20 protein-coding genes are annotated in these 18,174 nt (G+C 32.9%); all 20 read right to left on the bottom strand.

All coding sequences use genetic code 11. The features are described from left to right. Positions 1-58 precede the first annotated feature (58 nt). Positions 59-973, bottom strand: coding sequence for a triphosphoribosyl-dephospho-CoA synthase CitG (gene citG / locus DP68_RS04160; RefSeq protein WP_035306547.1), 915 nt, complete (start codon positions 971-973; stop codon positions 59-61). Further along, positions 966-1,493, bottom strand: a complete 528-nt coding sequence (gene citX, locus DP68_RS04155) for a citrate lyase holo-[acyl-carrier protein] synthase (protein WP_035306544.1) — start codon at positions 1,491-1,493, stop codon at positions 966-968. The genes citG and citX overlap by 8 nt, the downstream gene beginning before the upstream one ends. Position 1,494: 1 nt before the next feature. Then, positions 1,495-2,541 (bottom strand): [citrate (pro-3S)-lyase] ligase, encoded by a 1,047-nt coding sequence (gene citC, locus DP68_RS04150; RefSeq protein ID WP_363330944.1) that lies wholly within the window; start codon positions 2,539-2,541, stop codon positions 1,495-1,497. A 103-nt stretch (positions 2,542-2,644) separates the two neighbouring features. Then, positions 2,645-4,186 (bottom strand): citrate lyase subunit alpha, encoded by a 1,542-nt coding sequence (gene citF / locus DP68_RS04145; RefSeq protein WP_035306541.1) that lies wholly within the window; start codon positions 4,184-4,186, stop codon positions 2,645-2,647. A 43-nt stretch (positions 4,187-4,229) separates the two neighbouring features. Further along, on the bottom strand, positions 4,230-5,105 hold the full coding sequence (locus DP68_RS04140; RefSeq protein WP_035306538.1) for an aldolase/citrate lyase family protein: 876 nt from the start codon (positions 5,103-5,105) through the stop codon (positions 4,230-4,232). Positions 5,106-5,145: 40 nt separating this feature from the next. Then, complete coding sequence (citD, locus tag DP68_RS04135; protein ID WP_035306535.1) at positions 5,146-5,409, bottom strand: citrate lyase acyl carrier protein; 264 nt, start codon at positions 5,407-5,409, stop codon at positions 5,146-5,148. Between the two features lie 78 nt (positions 5,410-5,487). Then, complete coding sequence (locus tag DP68_RS04130) at positions 5,488-6,045, bottom strand: Fe-S-containing hydro-lyase (protein WP_035306532.1); 558 nt, start codon at positions 6,043-6,045, stop codon at positions 5,488-5,490. Positions 6,046-6,058: 13 nt separating this feature from the next. Then, a complete protein-coding gene (locus DP68_RS04125) occupies positions 6,059-6,901 on the bottom strand; it encodes a fumarate hydratase (protein ID WP_035306628.1) in 843 nt (280 codons plus the stop codon). 149 nt (positions 6,902-7,050) lie between these two features. After that, the gene (locus tag DP68_RS04120; RefSeq protein ID WP_035306529.1) at positions 7,051-8,292 is read right to left on the bottom strand and encodes a methylaspartate ammonia-lyase; all 1,242 of its coding nucleotides are present in this window, start codon (positions 8,290-8,292) and stop codon (positions 7,051-7,053) included. A 144-nt stretch (positions 8,293-8,436) separates the two neighbouring features. Then, on the bottom strand, positions 8,437-9,885 hold the full coding sequence (locus tag DP68_RS04115) for a methylaspartate mutase subunit E (protein WP_035306527.1): 1,449 nt from the start codon (positions 9,883-9,885) through the stop codon (positions 8,437-8,439). A gap of 15 nt (positions 9,886-9,900) precedes the next feature. Continuing rightward, the gene (glmL, locus tag DP68_RS04110) at positions 9,901-11,289 is read right to left on the bottom strand and encodes a methylaspartate mutase accessory protein GlmL (RefSeq protein ID WP_081957089.1); all 1,389 of its coding nucleotides are present in this window, start codon (positions 11,287-11,289) and stop codon (positions 9,901-9,903) included. Positions 11,290-11,342: 53 nt separating this feature from the next. Then, entirely contained in the window at positions 11,343-11,756 is a 414-nt protein-coding gene (mamA, locus tag DP68_RS04105; protein WP_035306523.1) for a methylaspartate mutase subunit S, read from the bottom strand. Between the two features lie 61 nt (positions 11,757-11,817). Then, positions 11,818-12,795, bottom strand: coding sequence for a GntR family transcriptional regulator (locus DP68_RS04100; RefSeq protein ID WP_186431349.1), 978 nt, complete (start codon positions 12,793-12,795; stop codon positions 11,818-11,820). Positions 12,796-13,065: 270 nt separating this feature from the next. Further along, positions 13,066-13,719: an N-acetylmuramoyl-L-alanine amidase CwlD gene (gene cwlD / locus DP68_RS04095; protein ID WP_291547244.1), complete on the bottom strand. Its 654-nt coding sequence runs from the start codon at positions 13,717-13,719 to the stop codon at positions 13,066-13,068. Between the two features lie 185 nt (positions 13,720-13,904). Then, positions 13,905-14,297, bottom strand: a complete 393-nt coding sequence (gene rpsI / locus DP68_RS04090) for a 30S ribosomal protein S9 (RefSeq protein WP_035306517.1) — start codon at positions 14,295-14,297, stop codon at positions 13,905-13,907. 30 nt (positions 14,298-14,327) lie between these two features. Continuing rightward, a complete protein-coding gene (gene rplM / locus DP68_RS04085) occupies positions 14,328-14,762 on the bottom strand; it encodes a 50S ribosomal protein L13 (RefSeq protein ID WP_035306515.1) in 435 nt (144 codons plus the stop codon). A gap of 146 nt (positions 14,763-14,908) precedes the next feature. Further along, a complete protein-coding gene (gene truA, locus DP68_RS04080) occupies positions 14,909-15,646 on the bottom strand; it encodes a tRNA pseudouridine(38-40) synthase TruA (protein ID WP_035306625.1) in 738 nt (245 codons plus the stop codon). Further along, positions 15,646-16,449, bottom strand: coding sequence for an energy-coupling factor transporter transmembrane component T (locus DP68_RS04075; RefSeq protein WP_035306513.1), 804 nt, complete (start codon positions 16,447-16,449; stop codon positions 15,646-15,648). Before DP68_RS04075 ends, truA begins: the two co-directional genes overlap by 1 nt. Positions 16,450-16,472: 23 nt before the next feature. Continuing rightward, positions 16,473-17,327, bottom strand: a complete 855-nt coding sequence (locus DP68_RS04070) for an energy-coupling factor transporter ATPase (RefSeq protein WP_035306510.1) — start codon at positions 17,325-17,327, stop codon at positions 16,473-16,475. Further along, entirely contained in the window at positions 17,312-18,157 is an 846-nt protein-coding gene (locus DP68_RS04065; RefSeq protein ID WP_035306507.1) for an energy-coupling factor transporter ATPase, read from the bottom strand. Before DP68_RS04065 ends, DP68_RS04070 begins: the two co-directional genes overlap by 16 nt. Between the last annotated feature and the right edge of the window lie 17 nt (positions 18,158-18,174).

Raw genomic sequence — 18,174 nt, 5'->3', positions numbered from 1 at the left:
AACAGCACTTAGCGACTAGTGATTAGGGACTATCTACTTATGTAAAACTTACAATATTTCACTCTAAATTATTAGTATCAAAGTATTCTTTCACTAGTGAAAAAAACACAGTAACTGCCAGTAGGTCTGCACTTCCTCCTGGGCTTATTCTTCTATTAGTAAAATCTATATCTAAATCTCTTATTGCTTGTTTTCCTCCTACAGTGTTCATACCACCAATGCTTATTATATATCTTGCTCTTTCCTGTACTTCTGAAAGTATCTCCTTAGAATGTCTATGAAGTACATTAGAGTCTTCTGAATACTGCATTATTCCCAAGAGAGTATTTACTAATCTGTCGTTTTGGGTTAAACAACTATTTTCCTCATAGAAATCTAATGCAAATTTAAATATTATTGGAAGTCCTCTTTCTACCTCTCCTCTTATCCCTTCTGTATTATAGAGAAGATATAGTTTTTCTCCATATGAAAGCTTTCTTTGTCTAGAAAGTTCCTCTAATGATTCATATTTTTTTACTTCCTCTTTTAATGGATAAAGTTCCTTTTCAACTAAACCTTCACACATGGCTTTAATTATCTCAGGAATATCTGTAAATTGCCTTTTATCGTGAATTGCCTTTCCTGTAGCAACGCACGCTATGCCCATTAAGAATAGCATACCCTTATGCGTATTTACTCCAGATGTCTTTTTAAACATCTGCTTTTCTCCCTCTATTCCTATGGGACGAATATATTTTAATAATTCTCTTGACTCCTTAGAACAAAACCCCTCTTCTACACATAAAGTCAAATACTTTATTAAGGCACAAGTGCTATCTATAAATGTGTAATGATTCATGTCATTATGAGCACCCGTTGATATTACAGATACAAGTCCTGGTGAAGGGGCACAGGCTACTTCATAAAGCATTGATTGTATTGCAAAACTGCTTATATCAAATGCAGCTTCATGAATATTAAAATCCTTACTCATCTGTTTTCTCCGCTTCTTTATTTAGATATTTTATGTATCTTTCTTGTATAAATTTTATCACTTCATTTATTGAATGCTTTTGAGCTCTTACACAATTTTGTGCCATATCACTACATATAAAACATTTTCTTGATGGATATCCCAGGTCTTTTCTACTTATTCCATTACCATCCTTATCATATACATCTATATCTCCAAGCCTTCCAAGTAAATGATTTTCTTCAAGTTCGATAGTTTTTTTCTTTACAATCAAAGCATTGTCATTTACCACTAGTATTAGTAATGGGCCTTCAGCAGTAAACTTAAAATCCTCATATAGGACATAATCCCTAAAAATATTAAAAATTTCTTCCCTTAATACTTTCGATATATTAGAGGTAAGATCATTATTCTTAATTTCCCCTGGATAATTTATTCTTAAGCATACAATTGGTAGTGAATACTTTTCTATAAGGTTTTCTATTAAATAAACTCTTTCTTCTCGTGCATTTAAAATATCTAAAGCATTATAATTTTTCATCTTAGTGTCGAGATTGGGTGTTTTTTATTTTTTCCCTTATCTCTTTCCCCTTTTCAGAGTTTAAAAATTCAAAGGTTACAGTAGGTATTAGATCCTTTGCATCTTCAAATTTATCCTGTCTTATAAGTTCTCTTACCCTAGATGCACTAATAAAACTTCCACCTTGTTCTTTCCTCCTTATTTCTACAAGCTCTATGCCATGGTTTGGTAGTGTACTCTTCAAAGCTTCATTATAAGCACGAGTTACCTCATCATAAGGCTCTTCTCCTACAAACCTTTTTTTAATATTAAACTTTTCCCCAAAATACTTCCCAAATATACCTGCATCAATTTCTCCATGGGCCCTTGACCTTGTATCATCTTCCCTTATGAAATATGTAGGGAATGTAGCAGAGGATATTATATATTCTCCTCCAGGGATAACTTCTACATTTTCTAAATCCTTTGTGCCTTCTTTAACTAAATTATATCTAAACTCAAATGGAAATAAGGATTTATCTTCTTCAACTATAAACACAATTACTTCTTTACATACCTTTGAGGCTTCTTCAATTAAATATCTATGTCCTAAAGTAAAAGGGTTACAATTCATTACCAATGCTCCCTTTTCTATGGAATCATTTATATTGTATTTTTCCTTGATTTTATTTAAAGACTTATTTATATCATAAATTCCATATTCTAAAAATACTGCATCCTGTGCTTCGTATAATACTTTAAAACTAAGGGATTTAAACACTTCCTTTTTGTCTGGTTTTGTAAATATGAAGTTATGATATATTCCTTCTTCAAAAGATTTATCTATTAAGGATGTGATAAGTGTAGATGTAACATTTTCCCCTCTTAAATCATCGGATACTCCAAAACATTTAAAAATGTTCTTTGCTTTTGAACAAGTTGCTTTTATCTCTCCTTCAATTTCCATAACCAAAGTATAATCTACATCATCATCTAATTTAAGTCCAAAACTTTCTAAAAAATTATGCACTCTTTTTCTTTCTTCTTCATTTTTCAAGTTTATATTATGTAAGTTTAAACCATATATCATTTAAATCTACTCCTATTACAGTTTTTATTTAGATATATATTATTATACCCTATTAATTTTAAATAAAAAATAAGGACTGCCAAATGCAGTCCTTATTTTTATACTATTCTAAAGGTTTTTTAACTACATCAATTACAGTACCGTCTCTGTATTCGATTATAGCTACAACTTCATCAGTTGTTTTTATTGCTTCTGGTTTTCCTGTCATCTTTTCAGCTACTTCTTTTAATTCTTCTATAGTCATTACAGGAAGATTAGTTTCTTTTAATTTTTCTATTAAGTCTTGTCTCTTTGGATTAACAGCTATTCCTCTTTCTGTTACTAAAACGTCTATGCTTTCACCTGGAGTTGTAACTGTTGTAACTTTATCCTTAATGATTGGTAATCTTGCTTTTACAAGGTTTGTAACTATTATAGCAAGTTTTGAACCTGCAGCAGTATCGCTGTGTCCACCTGAACCACCCATTATTACTCCATCTGATCCAGTTGTTACGTTAACATTAAAGTTAGTATCTATTTCTGTAGCACCAAGTATCATAACATCTAAGTTATTTACAACTGCACCTTTATTGTGTGGGTTACCATACATGGAAGCTGACATTGCCATATGTCCTGGGTTTTTAGTATAAGATTCAGCTGCTTTTAAGTCAAAGCACTGTACATCAAATATGTTCTTGAATAATCCTTCTTCAAACATTTCTACAATGTATCCAGTAACTCCGCCCGCTGCAAAGCTTCCTACTACACCCTTAGCTTTCATTATTTCTTTTAATTCCGCTGCAACTGCAAGAGATGTACCACCTGCACCTGTTTGGAATGATAAACCATCTTTAATTAGTCCTGATGCTTCTATAACTTCAGTTGCCATTTTTGCTATCTTTAATCCTACAGGATCTTTAGTTATTTTTGTTGTTCCAGAAACTATTCCTGCTGGATTTCCTATAGAATCAACTTTTACAACATAATCTACATATATCTGTGTTATATCTATAGGGCATGCTGGATATGCAACTAAATTATCAGTAATAGCTACTACTTTATCTGCAAATTCCGCATCAGTAACAGCGTATCCTAAAGTACCACAAGCGGATGGTCCTTGAACTCCATTTAAGTTACCATATGTATCAGCAGTTGGAGCAGCAATAAATGCTACATCAACATGTAAATCTCCAGATTCCATAGCTCTTGGTCTTCCACCATGAGTCATCATAACAGCTGGTTTCTTTAAATATCCCTTTGATATAGCCTGAGCTACAGGGCCTGACATATAGTTTGCATATATTCCTGTTACAACTCCACTCTTCATATATTCTACAAGTGGTTCATGTATTGGGAATATAGAACTTGCAGCTATAGTTATATCCTTAACTCCTCTTTTAGCTATTGCATGCATTACCATATTTAAAACAAAGTCACCATTTCTTAAGTGATGGTGGAAGGAAATTGTCATACCATCCTTTATTTCTACTTTGTCTAAAGCTTCTTCAATGCTCGCTAATACTTTATCTTCTCCTGGAGTTACGCTTTTAACTTTCATTGATCTTTTTTCTACTACTCCACAGTTTTCAAAAGCGCCTTCAAATGGCTTTATTTCACCGTAACCTTCTATATAATCTGGTAGTTCTCTACCAAGCACATTTTTCATCTTAATCCCTCGCTTTATTATTTATATTACATTTAACTTGAGATTATCTTATAAGTCCTAATCTCTTAGCTAATTCAACAGTTGTTATTGCTCTATTTATAACAGGTGCATCTATCATTTTTCCATCTAAGGAGAATACTCCAAGACCCTTTGCAAAAGCTTCATCTCTTGCTTCAAGAACTCTTATTGCATACTTAATTTCAGCTTCAGTTGGATTAAATACTGAGTGAATAGTATCTACTTGTCTTGGGTTTATAGAAGCCTTTCCTGTAAATCCTATTGATTTAGCCTTCATTGTATCAAGTCTTAATCCTTCGTAATCATTTGTATCAGTAAATGGTGTGTCTATAGCATCTATTCTTGCTGCTCTACAAGCTGCTGAGAATCTGTTTCTTGCATAGGAAATTTCTTCACTTTCTTTAGTTCTCTTTATGCCAAAGTCTGAAGTTAAATCTTCTGCTCCTAAAAGTAATCCTACTAGTCTTGGAGTAGCTGTAGCAACATCATATACAGTTTCTAATCCATAAGCAGTTTCTATAAGACCAAATAAATTAATGCTTCCTTTTTCAAATCCTTCTTCTTCTTCTATTTTAGTAATTATTGCATCAGCTTCAATAAGCTGTTCTCTTGTTGCCTTTGGTACTAATATAGTATCTGGCTTAACTCTTGCCATAGCTTCTAAGTCTGTTGGTCCAAATTCAGTATCTAAAGGATTTATTCTAACTACTAATTCAACTTTTGAATAGTCTACTGTTTTTATAGCTCCTTTAACTAATTCTCTAGCTGCATCTTTTTCAGTTAAGCTAACAGCATCTTCTAAGTCTAGAATAACAGCATCTGCTCCTAAAATAGGGGCATTTTGAAGCATTCCAGGGTTATTACCAGGCATGAATAACATAGTTCTTCTTAATTTTTTCATAGTAACTTCACCTCAAATTCTTTTTTAAGCATATTGTGAATTATTGTGCTCTTGCTACAGCAGTTGTAAGTCTTGCTTTTAATGTATAATCAAGAGCTCCCTTATCTTGAACCTGTATTTTAACTCCATCAAGTTCTAATTCAGTTGCCTTTTCTAATATAACTTTCTTTATTTGTTCTCCAAATTGTTTCATAACTATACTTTCTATTTCAACTTCCACTCCTGTATTATCATTTGGCATTATCATGATAAGAGCGTCATTTGATTCCAAAGTTCCAGCTTTAGCTACCTTATTTATTTTCATTATTTTTACCTTCCTTTCTAAAACCAACAGTTAAAACTGAAGACTTTTAAAATCTTCAGTTTCAACTATCAATTTGAATTACTTTAAGCTATTTAAGTATGCTTGTTGTCCCATTTCATATAAGTTATTACCTTCACTATCTATAACAACAACAACTGGAAGATCTTCTACTTCTAATCTTCTTAATGCTTCAGCGCCTAGATCTTCATAAGCAACTATTTCAGCCTTTTTAACTGATTTTCCCATCAAAGCTGCTGCGCCACCTATTGCTGCAAAATAAACTCCAGTATTTCTCTTTATAGCATCTACAACTTCTTGTGATCTTAATCCTTTTCCAATCATTCCCTTTAAACCTACATCTAAAAGTCTTGGAGCATATGGATCCATTCTATAACTTGTAGTTGGACCTGCTGATCCTATTGGCTGACCTGGTTTTGCAGGTGTTGGTCCAACATAGTATATTATTTGATCTTTAAGATCAACTGGTAATTCTTCACCTTTATCTAATAAATCAACTAATCTTTTATGACCAGCATCTCTTGAAGTATATATTACTCCAGTAAGAAGTACTGAATCTCCTGCTTTTAAATCCTTAACTTTTTCTGCTGTTAATGGAGTTGTGATTCTTATATCCATTTATTTCTCCCCCCTAAAACTCTACACTCTTATGTCTTGTAACATGGCAGTTTATATTTACTGCTACAGGTAATCCTGCTATATGAGTTGCATAGCTTTCTATATTAACTGCAATAGCTGTTGTAAGTCCACCAAAGCCCTGTGGTCCTATTCCTAATGCGTTAACTTCTTCTAATAATTCCTTTTCTAACTTTGCATAGAAAGGATTTGGATTTTCTTCATCTAAGGATCTCATTAATGCTTTTTTAGCCATATTAGCAGCCTTATCAAATGTTCCACCTACACCTATTCCTACAACGATTGGTGGACATGGGTTTGGACCTGCATCTTTAACTACCTTTAATACAAAATCCTTTACTCCCTGTAATCCATCAGCAGGTTTTAGCATTTTTAATTGGCTCATGTTTTCAGAACCAAATCCCTTAGGAGCAACAGTAATTTTTAATTTATCTCCTGGAACTATATCATAGTATATTATTGCTGGAGTGTTATCTTTTGTATTTATTCTTTCAATTGGGTCATTTACAACAGATTTTCTTAAGTATCCTTCAGAATATCCTTGTCTTACACCTTCATTTATAGCATCTTCAAGATTTCCACCTACAATATGTACGTCTTGACCCATTTCTACAAATATACAAGCCATACCTGTATCTTGGCAAGCTGGCATATCTTCATTTTTAGATATTTCAACATTTGTTAATATCTTACCAAGTATACCCTTTGCCATTTCCCATTTTTCACTTGCATAATATTCTTCTAACTTCTTCTTAACATCCTCAGGAAGATAGTAGTTAGCATCTATACATAATTGTTTTATGTTTTTTGTAATATCAGAAACATGTACTTCTTTCATATCGTAATTATTTACCAGGCAAGCACATTTTTTCATTACTTGCTAGATAAATGCCTCCCTTCAAAATATTATAAATTGATCCTTTATAGTCGAAAAGGCAGTTTACATTAAACCGCCTTTTCATACCTTAATTGTGTAACTTTATATAATTATTTTCTTCTTCCAGCTAAAGCTAAAACTCTGTTCATTTCGTTTTTAACGATCATCATTCCTTCGTCAACACCCATACCTGGTTTAGCAAGAACCTGCTTAGCTCCACAAGCTATACCTATGTTAGTAGTAACTTCTGCGGATCTGTTAGTTTCGTTACAAGTTCCTCCACAGTATGCTCCCATACCGTTTGCTTTACAGTACATTATAGCATCAGCTATATTGTTAACTCCACCAAGGTCTGGAGTTTTGATCTGAACCATGTGTCCAGCTTTGTTATCAGTGAAGAATTTAACGTCTTCAACTGTGTTACACCATTCATCAGCAACTAATTCTACGGATAATCCTCTTCCGTCTAATTCTGCTCTTAAGTCTCTCATAGCTTCCATCTGTTTTTGTCTATCTTCAACGTCCATTGGTCCTTCGATTCTTAAGTGGAATGGGTTAGCAGCTTCTGCTAAAGTTTCGATGTAATCAGCCATAGCTTTTATGTTAACATCGAATGCAGCACCAATTGTTCCATATACGTCGATGTGGAATATTGGAGCGTAGTCTTCTCTAACTCTTAATTTTATTATTCTGTCTCTTAACCATTTAACGTACTCAAGAAGTTTTTCTCCTTTAGCACCTAATTTTTCTTCAACGTGATTTATTAAAGCATGTGGTAATACATCTGCTTCTTTTATTATCATTTTATCAACGTTGTCATATCTATCGTCACCAGATTGAGCAAATACTGCAACTGGTAGTAATTCTGCACCTGGGTTATATTCATTTCTTATAACTTCAGCCATAGTTAATTTTTGTGTTTTAGCTACTGCATCAAGTATAGCTTGAGATATACCGTATCTTATAGCAGTATGTAATCTATTGCCATTAACAGTCATTTTATCAAACTCTTCAGCCATTGCTTTAAAGCTTGTTATTTCTCTTCCAATTAATTTTGGAGCTATTTCTTTTTCTATAACAGGTATGAAATCTTGAGCTAAGAATAATGGATCTCTTCCGCCTGCTCCTGAATACTGAACAGCAGCACAATCTCCGTGTGAAACTTGACCATCTTCAAGAATAAACATAACAGAAATTGATTCACCTTTTTGTCTTACTTGAGTAAATCCTTCTGTTACAGTGTCTCCAGTGTAAGTAAAGCCATCATGTCCTGCTCCCTTTTTTATTGCTCTCTGGTCATCAAAGTAGAAACCAGTTAAACCTGGGGTACAGATTACGTCAACAATTTTCATAATATTCACCTGTCCTTTTTATTTTTTTTATTATTTATATTTTATGCATTTTAATCCACATTCGCCGTTGATAGTATTACTATCAACAGCTAATGTGGTAATAAACAATATTAATAATATATCAGAAGAGATTAATTATATTAATTAAGGTCTTCCTATAAGTCTTCCCTTACCAACTGCAAATATATCGTCGATAACCATCTGGAAGCTTACATCTCTACCTTCAACTTTAGCTCTTTCCTGAAGTTTTTCTCTGTTGAAGTTCTTTATTTCTTCAGTAAATGGAATGTTACCAAATTCTAAGTATCTTACGCATCCTAAGTTATCTCTAACTGGCATCATCTTACCTGCATTGTATTTGCTTGGTCCGAATGGAATATCCATTACTCCAGTTTCAAATGCTTTAACAGTACCAACTGCTAAATCACCATTACCAAGTTCAAACATTTTGTCAAGTATGCACTTAGTTTCAGCTTTGATTAGATTCATTTCTGCTTCTAATTCTTTGGACATTGGCATTCTCTGTCCTTCTAACATGTTTAATGCCATCTTTGTAGCTTTGATACCTGAAGCATTTGCTTCTTTAGTTGGGATACCAATAGCTTCGTGTGGAGTTTTAACTATTATTTTAGTTGCTCCTGCTAGTGCAGCTATTGTTGTAGCTGTAACTATAACACCAAATGCTTTGGATTCATCTTGTGGGAATCCACCCATCCACTGATGGAATACTGTAGTTACAAATACATCATTGTATCCATAAGCTTTTAAGTATTCATTTGTCTGCTCTTCTAAGCATCTTAAAGCAGCTATATCCTGGATCATATTTCCACATTCACCATATCCAACAGTTATGTTCTTAACTCCCTGCTCAGCTGCAAGTAAAGCTTCTGTAATTCCTACTGCATTGGACATTGATGGTGGAACTAAAGTTCCTGTTAATGGTCCAAATGGTTCTCTGTTTATGTGAACTCCTTGTTCTTCATAGAAACCAACAAGTCTATCACAATACTGCCAATCTAATAATGTTTTTTCTATTGAAACAGATTTAGCATATGGTATATTGTAAGAAATACCGCCACCTTCATTGGAAGTATATCCACCTGCATGAGTTATTTCAGCAAGTAATCTTCCATCTGGTGTACCGTGTCTAGCCTGTAATGGTATATTTACTCCTTCTAGAACTTTTCTACAACCTGCAACTCCATGGTTAACAGCTGGGAATCCATTAAGTAATGATCTTCCTGCTTTTAAGCTTTCCTGTATACCAATTTCACATTCTTCATATCTGTTTTGTCTAGTGTAAGCATCTATTGTGGATGGTAAGAAGTCTGCTCCACCTTCATTTTGTAAATGCTGTAATAAAGCTATGTGCTCATCAAGTAATGCAACACCTGCTCTTGGCTGTGCCATTGTCATTCCAGCTTCTTTTGCTCTAACTAACTTGTCAGCAAAATTCTTTTCTGTTGGTACTTTCTTTAAGAAATCTACAGCCTCTTGTAAATCTACGTCTTTACCAGTTGGCCACTGTTTTAAAACTTCTTCTCTTTCACTAAAAAACTGTTCATCAGTCCATCTTTTATTTCTAAGTTCCACGAAAATTCCCTCCTATCAAACTTTAACTAAATATTTTTTCATTATTCTAATTGCTATGTCAGGTTCTTTTTCTGCAAGTAATCCCATTGCAGAAAGTATATATGTTTTATCTAAGTAGAAATCAGGGTTTTCAGGTTTTAAGTGCGTTGGATCAGCCATATCAAATGCTCCTGCTTTTAATATACCTGCCGCATTTTTACTATGAACTAATACTCCTCCAGTACCTATCATGTACTTAGTCCTTAAAAGGTCTTTTCCTATTTGACTATATACAACACCCATAGGAGTATACATGCTTTCAATATATCCCACATGTCTTTCCATAGCTAAATCAGTGGCAACCTTTCCCATGGCCTCATCAAACTTTATTTCTTCTTCAGTTTGAGGGACCATTCTTATGTTAGCTGCCCTATGCCTACAAGAAGCTTCTACATCTACACTGTCATCGCAGAGATACTTTTGAACCTTACGAGTACCTGCTGCCTCCCAAAGAGAAACTGCGGAATATCTCATACCTAAGTCTCCCTCTACTGTTCTCTTTGCAAAAGGTTCCTGTAACCCTCTTAATGTTACTCCTGGCTTAGTTGGTTCACCATCGCTGATAGAATGAATATCTGTGGTTGCTCCACCAATATCTACTACCACGATGTCCCCTAATCCATCTTCCTTATCAGTTCCTTCAGCTAGAACTCTAGCTGCTTTTAAAACTGCTGCAGGAGTTGGCATTAATATCCCATTTATAAAGCCTTCAGCACTTTTCATGCCTTTTGCTTCTACTATTCTTTTCATAAATATTTGTCTTATTTCTTCTCTTGCAGGTTCTACATTTAATACATTAAGTTTAGGCATTACATTTTCAGTGATTCTATATAATATACCTGCTTTATCGAATATTTCAGCTATTTCATCACTAGCTACTTTATTTCCTGCTACAACCACTGGAAGTTTAATACCATGTTCTGCAATCATCTTGGCATTATGGATTATGCACTCTTTGTTACCACCGTTAGTACCACCCGCTAAAAGTATTATATCTAAATTAGAATTCTTTATTTCTTCCATTTCCCTGGAAGTTAAATCATAACTATATACATTTAATACTCTTGCTCCTGCACCTAAAGCTGCCCTTTTAGCCGCTTCAGCTGTAAGTTCTGGTACGAGACCTATAGCAATCATCTTTAAGCCCCCAGCTGCTGAAGAACATGCAAGCTTTTCAATAAAGTTTACTTCCTTACCCTCTAATTGAGACATAAGACTATCATAAGCTTTATTAAAGCCAATCATTATATCACTTTCTACAGTTGTAATATCCTTAGCTGTAGCTAGTATTTCTTCATTTTCTATGTCAACAGCAGTTAACTTTGTATACGTGCTACCAAAATCCAATAATAAATAAGCATCCACCTTCATCAACTCCCAAATCAATCGTAAGACTACATAAATAGCTTACTAACTAATTATTTAATTCCTAATGCTTCTTTTAAATCAGCTATGCTAGTTTCTGGTGATGTTCCTGGTGGGTAAACTCTATCAAATCCCATGTCTAAGAATCTCTGTTCAACATCTGGCCAGTTCTGCTTTCCAACAACTATGTTTCCACCAACGAATAAAGTTATTCCTTTAAGTCCTGCTTCATCACATTTCTGTCTTAATCCTTTACAGTCAATTTCTCCCTGTCCATAAAGAGATGAAACTAATATAGCATCTGCCTTAGTTTCTATTGCTGCATTTATAAAATCTTCCTGTGGTGATAAAACTCCTATGTTAATAACATTGAAGCCTGCTGCTGTAAATGAATGATCTAATATTTTGTTTCCTACAGCATGGCAATCTGAACCAATAACTCCAAGAACTATTGTCTTTTTCTCCATTTTCAAAACCTCCTAGAAAATTCTTATATATAAAATTATATATTGTAAGCTTATTAATAACTTATCTAAGGTATCTAATTTCAAGTATCTTAGACTTTAATGCTTTTACAGTACCCTCATCTAAGCTATATAAAAAATTAATTATTTGTTTATCATCTTTTATGAGATTCTTCACATCATTATATCTGCCTGGAGATGCAATCACTACATCTGATTTAGATATAATTTTGTTTAGCTGATCCTTATCAAAAGAATTTGTATATTCTACGCATATATTCCCTAAACCAGCACTCTCTAAAGCTCTTCTTACTTTAAATTTAAATTCTTCTGTAATGCATACAAAAGCAAATTTAGTTTCAATGGAAAACCTTGCGATTGTCACAATAGTTTCCAAATTAGGAGCAATTGCTACTCCAAAAACTTTTTTATTATAAGCCTTTGTAAGTCTTATAACTTCATTAACATGATTAAAAGTTGTAATCACCATTTGTGATTTTTCTAACAGTTTTTCTGTTTGCTCTTGCATGGATTTTAAATCGTTTACTGTAATCGGCACAAAGTTTATAGATATTTTCTCACTTAGCTGTTTAGCAAATATTTTAGCTTGCTCTATATTGCATTCTACATAAACACCGCTTATTTCAGTCATAAGTCTCTTTTTATCATCTAACCTTTGATTAACCAATCCTAAGAACTCATCTGCATCTATTCCCGTCTCAATTGCTTCTTCAAAAGCCAAATCAATAAATTTACCTATTTTCTCTATTACATCCTCATGCTTCCACAGCTTGACTTCTTCCTCAACAAAAGTTCCTTTTCCCTGATAGGATTTTAAAACTCCTTCTTGCTCCAATTCCCTGTAAGCCATACTGACGGTATTCCTACTTACTTTCAAATCTTCAGACAACTGTCTTTCTGTGGGCATTTTATATCCTACTTTGAGAGTACCATCTTTTATTAAATTCATTATTTGCTTTTTAACTTGTATATATAAAGGTACTTTATCCCCTTTATTTATCGTGATTTCTATGATAATCACTCCCAAAGGTAATTTGACTAATGGACTAATCCATTAACCAAATTAATAATAACATAACCGATATCTAACATCAATATGTTTTTTAAAAAACATTAAATTTTTTTAAGTTTTTGTCTATTTATATACAATATAATCAGACTAGTTACTTTTATTAAAAATTTCACTATAATTTCAACTAAAAACCTTATAATTTTACATTGATTTATACATAATTTCATTTTAATATTATATCATTTTTGTAATTACGATATAAGCATTAAATCTATATATTTATGAATCAGCTAACTTCTCAAAATAAGATTGTATTGATAATGCAATTACTTTAGCTATTTTTTCTTGATATATATCAGTTTTAAGTTTAGATTCCTCTACTTCATTTGATAAAAAACCACATTCAACTAATACAGCAGGGATTTCTCCAACATTTCTCAATACTCTATATTCGTCCTTAGCTGGTTTTTCTATTCTGTTATTTCCATTATCTATATAAGCCTTTAAATTACTTTGTATAATGTTAGCTAGTTTATTGCTAGACTCGTTGCTAGCATACCAAACTTGAGCCCCATAATACTTTCTTTGAGGAAACATATTTAAATGTATACTCACAAAAACGTCACAGTTACTCTCCGTTATCATTTTAGACCTATTACTAAGATCCTCTCTCTTCTTTTGTCTTACTGACCCACTATCACTATATAATCCTTTATCTTCTTCCCTGGTCATTATCACTTTAAACCCTTGCTTTTCTAGCTCACTTTTCAATTTATTACTTATATCTAAGTTTATATGTTTTTCTACGGTTCCTGTAGGTGATACAGCACCTCCATCAATTCCTCCATGTCCTGGATCTAAAAGAATTACCCTTGAAGATTTTTCATTTGTTATTTCCTTTTCTGCCAATACATTTGGTATGCATTTCCACACTATAATTGTTAATAGTATTAAGGAAAAAAAATAAATTCTTTTGTGTTGTCTTAACAATACTTTTATCCCTCCTTTCTAATCCTATAATAGTTTTTACCTTATATATTTTTTTTATTATAAAATGTTTTATGTAATTATTTCTAAAAATAAAAAAAGAGAGGGGTTTCCTCTCTTTTTGTGAAATATTATCTCTTTGAGAACTGTGGAGCTCTTCTTGCCTTTTTAAGACCGTATTTCTTTCTTTCCTTCATTCTTGGATCTCTTGTTAAGAATCCTTCTGCCTTTAATGTAGGCTTTAAGTTTTCATCAGCTTTTAATAAAGCTCTTGATATACCATGTCTTATAGCTCCTGCCTGACCAGTAAGTCCACCACCATGAACGTTAACAATTACATCAAATTTTTCTTTAGTAGCTGTTAATACTAATGGTTGGTTAACTATAACTCTTAATGTTTCTAATCCAAAATAATTTTCTATATCTCTTTTATTAACTATTACTTTTCCTTCACCTGGTACTAATCTTACTCTTGCAACAGATTTCTTTCTTCTACCAGTTCCGATATACTGAACCTTTGCCATTTTAACTCCTCCTTCTATAAGCTCTACCAATTAGTATTTTAATTCAAGTACTTCTGGATTCTGAGCTTCATGATTATGTTCTGAACCTCTGTATACTTTTAATTTTCTAAGCATTTGTCTTCCAAGTACTCCCTTTGGAAGCATTCTTCTAACTGCTTCTTCAAATACAAATTCAGGTTTCTTAGCTAAAGCTTCTCTGTATGGAGTTTCCTTTAATCCACCTGGATATAGAGAATGGTGTCTTAACATCTTCTGATCTAATTTCTTTCCTGTTAATACTACCTTTTCTGAATTGATTATTATAACGAAATCTCCTGTATCTACATGTGGTGTAAATACTGGCTTATTTTTACCTCTTAATATTGAAGCAACTTGGCTAGCAACTCTACCTAATGGTTTGCCAGCAGCATCAACTATATACCATTTTCTTTCAACTTGTTCTGGTTTTGCAACGTATGATTTCATCCTTTTCCCTCCTTGAACTAATAAACACTCAACTATATGCGTTCTATATAAAGACCCGGGGCTAGTGGATCTCTTATACTATTATGTTAAGATACAAACATTATTTATTATAATACAATGTACCTGGTGTGTCAATAAATTTTATGCTAATAATAAAATACTTCATCTAGACATAACCCTGCTGCAGGCAATGATCTTCCTGCATTCCTTCTATCTCTAGACTCTAATATGACTTTAATATCTTTTGGTTCTTTTCTATTAAGTCCTACATCTAACAGAGTACCACTTATAATTCTAACCATATTATATAAAAATCCATCTCCTGCAACTTTAATTTCAATTAATTCATTATTTTTTATAATGCTTAATTCTGTAATTGTCCTTACGGTAGATTGAACACTGCTCCCTAAATTTCTAAAGGATGCAAAATCATGTCGCCCAATAAGATACCTTGCAGCTTCATTCATTTTATCTATATCTAATTCATCTTTAACATGATATGTAAAATCCCTTTTAATAGGAGATGGCCATGTTCTACTTAATATACTATATACATACCGCTTTCCTTTACAGCTAAATCGTGCATGGAAATCTAAGGGAACTTCCCCAGATTCTAATATTATGATTTCAGGTGGAAGTATTCTATTAATTGCATAACTAAATTTTTCGCTTGGTATTTTGCTACTAGTAGCAAAATTACATACAAATCTTTTAGCATGCACTCCTGAATCCGTACGGCTACATCCTATAACCTCTACTTCTTCTTGAGTAACTTTAGCTATGCATTCTTCTATTGTACCTTGTACAGTTCTAGCATTAGGTTGTTTTTGCCATCCATAAAAACTAGTTCCGTTATACTCAATAGTAAGTTTTATATTTTTAATCATACCCAAAATCTACTTCCTACGGATGTAGCTACTAATAGCATAATAACTATACAAGCTACTACATCCCTTTTAGAAAATTTTAATTGCTTCATTCTAGTTCTACCCTCTCCACCTCTATAGCATCGTGCTTCCATTGCCATAGCTAGCTCATCCGCCCTTCTAAAAGAACTTATGAATAACGGTACTAAAAGAGGAATAAGACTTTTTGCCCTTTGGATAATGTTACCAGACTCAAAGTCTGCTCCCCTTGCCATCTGGGCCTTCATTATCTTATCCGTTTCATCCATTAAAGTAGGAATGAATCTCAAAGCTATAGTCATCATCATTGCTAGCTCATGAGCTGGTAGCCCTATTTTCTTGAAAGGATTTAATAATTTTTCTATCCCATCCGTGAGCTCTATTGGTGAAGTAGTAAGAGTAAGAAGTGAAGTTCCTATAATTAAAAATATTAGCCTTATAACCATAAATGCTGCCAATCTTAATCCTTGCTCATATATAGTTATAAAATGCCACTTAAAAACAATCCTTCCTCCACTAGTCATAAATATATTTAATAAAGCAGTAATCAGTATTAATATAAATATAGGTTTTAGTCCCTTATATATGTATTTAAAGGGAACTTTTGATACTATTACTGCTGCTCCAGTAAATAAGACTATAAAAGCATACCCTTTAAAATTATTAACTATAAATAAATCAATTATATATATTAAAGATATCAGGATTTTTGTTCTCGGATCTAATTTATGAACAAAAGAATCACCTGGAATATATTGTCCTAAAGTAATATCTTTAATCATAGCTATTCTCCTAACAATAAAATTTAGTTTTTCTTCAAAGCCTTTAGGATCTCTGTTTTAGCTTGTTCTACAGTAAATACATCTTCAGATATGTCGAAGCCTTTTTCTCTTAATCTTTGTACTAAATAAGTTACCTGTGGAACTCCTAGCCCTACACTTTCTAAAGTATTTATTTCCTTAAATATTTTAGAAGGTGTCCCATTTAAGATACATTTTCCTTTATCCATCACCAGTATTCTAGTAGCCAATTTTGCTACATCCTCCATACTATGTGAAACTAATATAATAGTCATGTTATATTCATTATGGAGTTCCTTTATATTTCCTAATATATCATCTCTACCTTTTGGGTCAAGACCTGCTGTGGGTTCATCTAATATAAGAACCTTAGGTTCCATAGCTACAACCCCTGCTATTGCAACTCTTCTTTTTTGACCTCCACTTAATTCAAATGGAGATTTATCTTTATAGGTTTCATAATCTAATCCAACTATATTCATTGCTCTTTTGACCCTTTTTACTACTTCTTCATCATTTAATCCTAAATTTTTAGGACCAAATGCTATATCCTTTTCTATAGTTTCTTCAAATAATTGATATTCTGGGTATTGAAATACTAATCCAACCTTTTTCCTTATATCTGATAGCTTAACGCCCTTAGCAGTAATATTAACATCATCTACAACTATATTTCCTGAGCTAGGCTTAAGTAAACCATTAATATGTTGTATAAGAGTGGATTTTCCAGAACCCGTATGCCCTATAAGGGCTATAAATTCTCCATTATTTATTTCTATAGAAACATTATCTAAGGCCACCTTTTCAAAAGGAGTCCCCTTCATATATATATGAGTCAAGTTTTCTATTTTAATTGGCATAACACATTCACCATCTCATCAATAGTTAGTATATCTGAATTAATATGTATTCCCTCTTTTTGAAGTTCATAAGCTAATTCTGTCACTTGAGGTACATCAAGGCCTGTTTTCTTCATAGTTTCCACTTTACTAAAAATCTCCCTAGGCGATCCTTCTTCAATTACCTTTCCTGAATCCATAACAATTATTCTATCAGCTTCTACTGCTTCTTCCATATAGTGAGTAATAAGTATAATAGTAATGCCATATTTCTTATTTAGTTCTTTTATAGTCCTTACTACTTCTCTTCTTCCTGATGGATCTAACATAGCCGTAGGCTCATCAAAAATGATGCATTTTGGCATCATAGCTAATACTCCTGCAATAGCTATTCGTTGTTTTTGACCACCAGATAATAAATGAGGTGCATGCTTTCGATATTCATACATGTTTACCCTTTTTAAAGAGTCATCTACTCTATTACGTATTTCAGTAGGATCTACCCCTAAATTTTCAGGTCCAAAGGCAACATCTTCTTCTACTATAGTAGCTACTATTTGATTATCAGGATTTTGAAATACCATTCCTGCTGCATTTCGTATACTCCATATATCTTCTGCTACTGATGTATCTAAGTCATTTACATATACTTTGCCTTCTGTAGGAATTAAAAGTGCATTTAAATGTTTTGCCAATGTAGACTTTCCAGAACCATTTCTTCCTAAAACTACTACAAATTCACCTCTATTTATTTCTAAACTTACGTGATTCACAGCAATCTTAACCTTTTCCTCACCATGTTCCTCATACTTATACACTACGTCCCTACATTCAATCATTTTTGTTTTCATTTAAACACCTCGTAGTG

It is taken from the genome of Clostridium sp. HMP27, from assembly GCF_000765165.1.
Lineage (GTDB): Bacteria > Bacillota > Clostridia > Clostridiales > Clostridiaceae > Clostridium_AK.
This window is presented reverse-complemented; position numbering and strand designations above follow the sequence as displayed.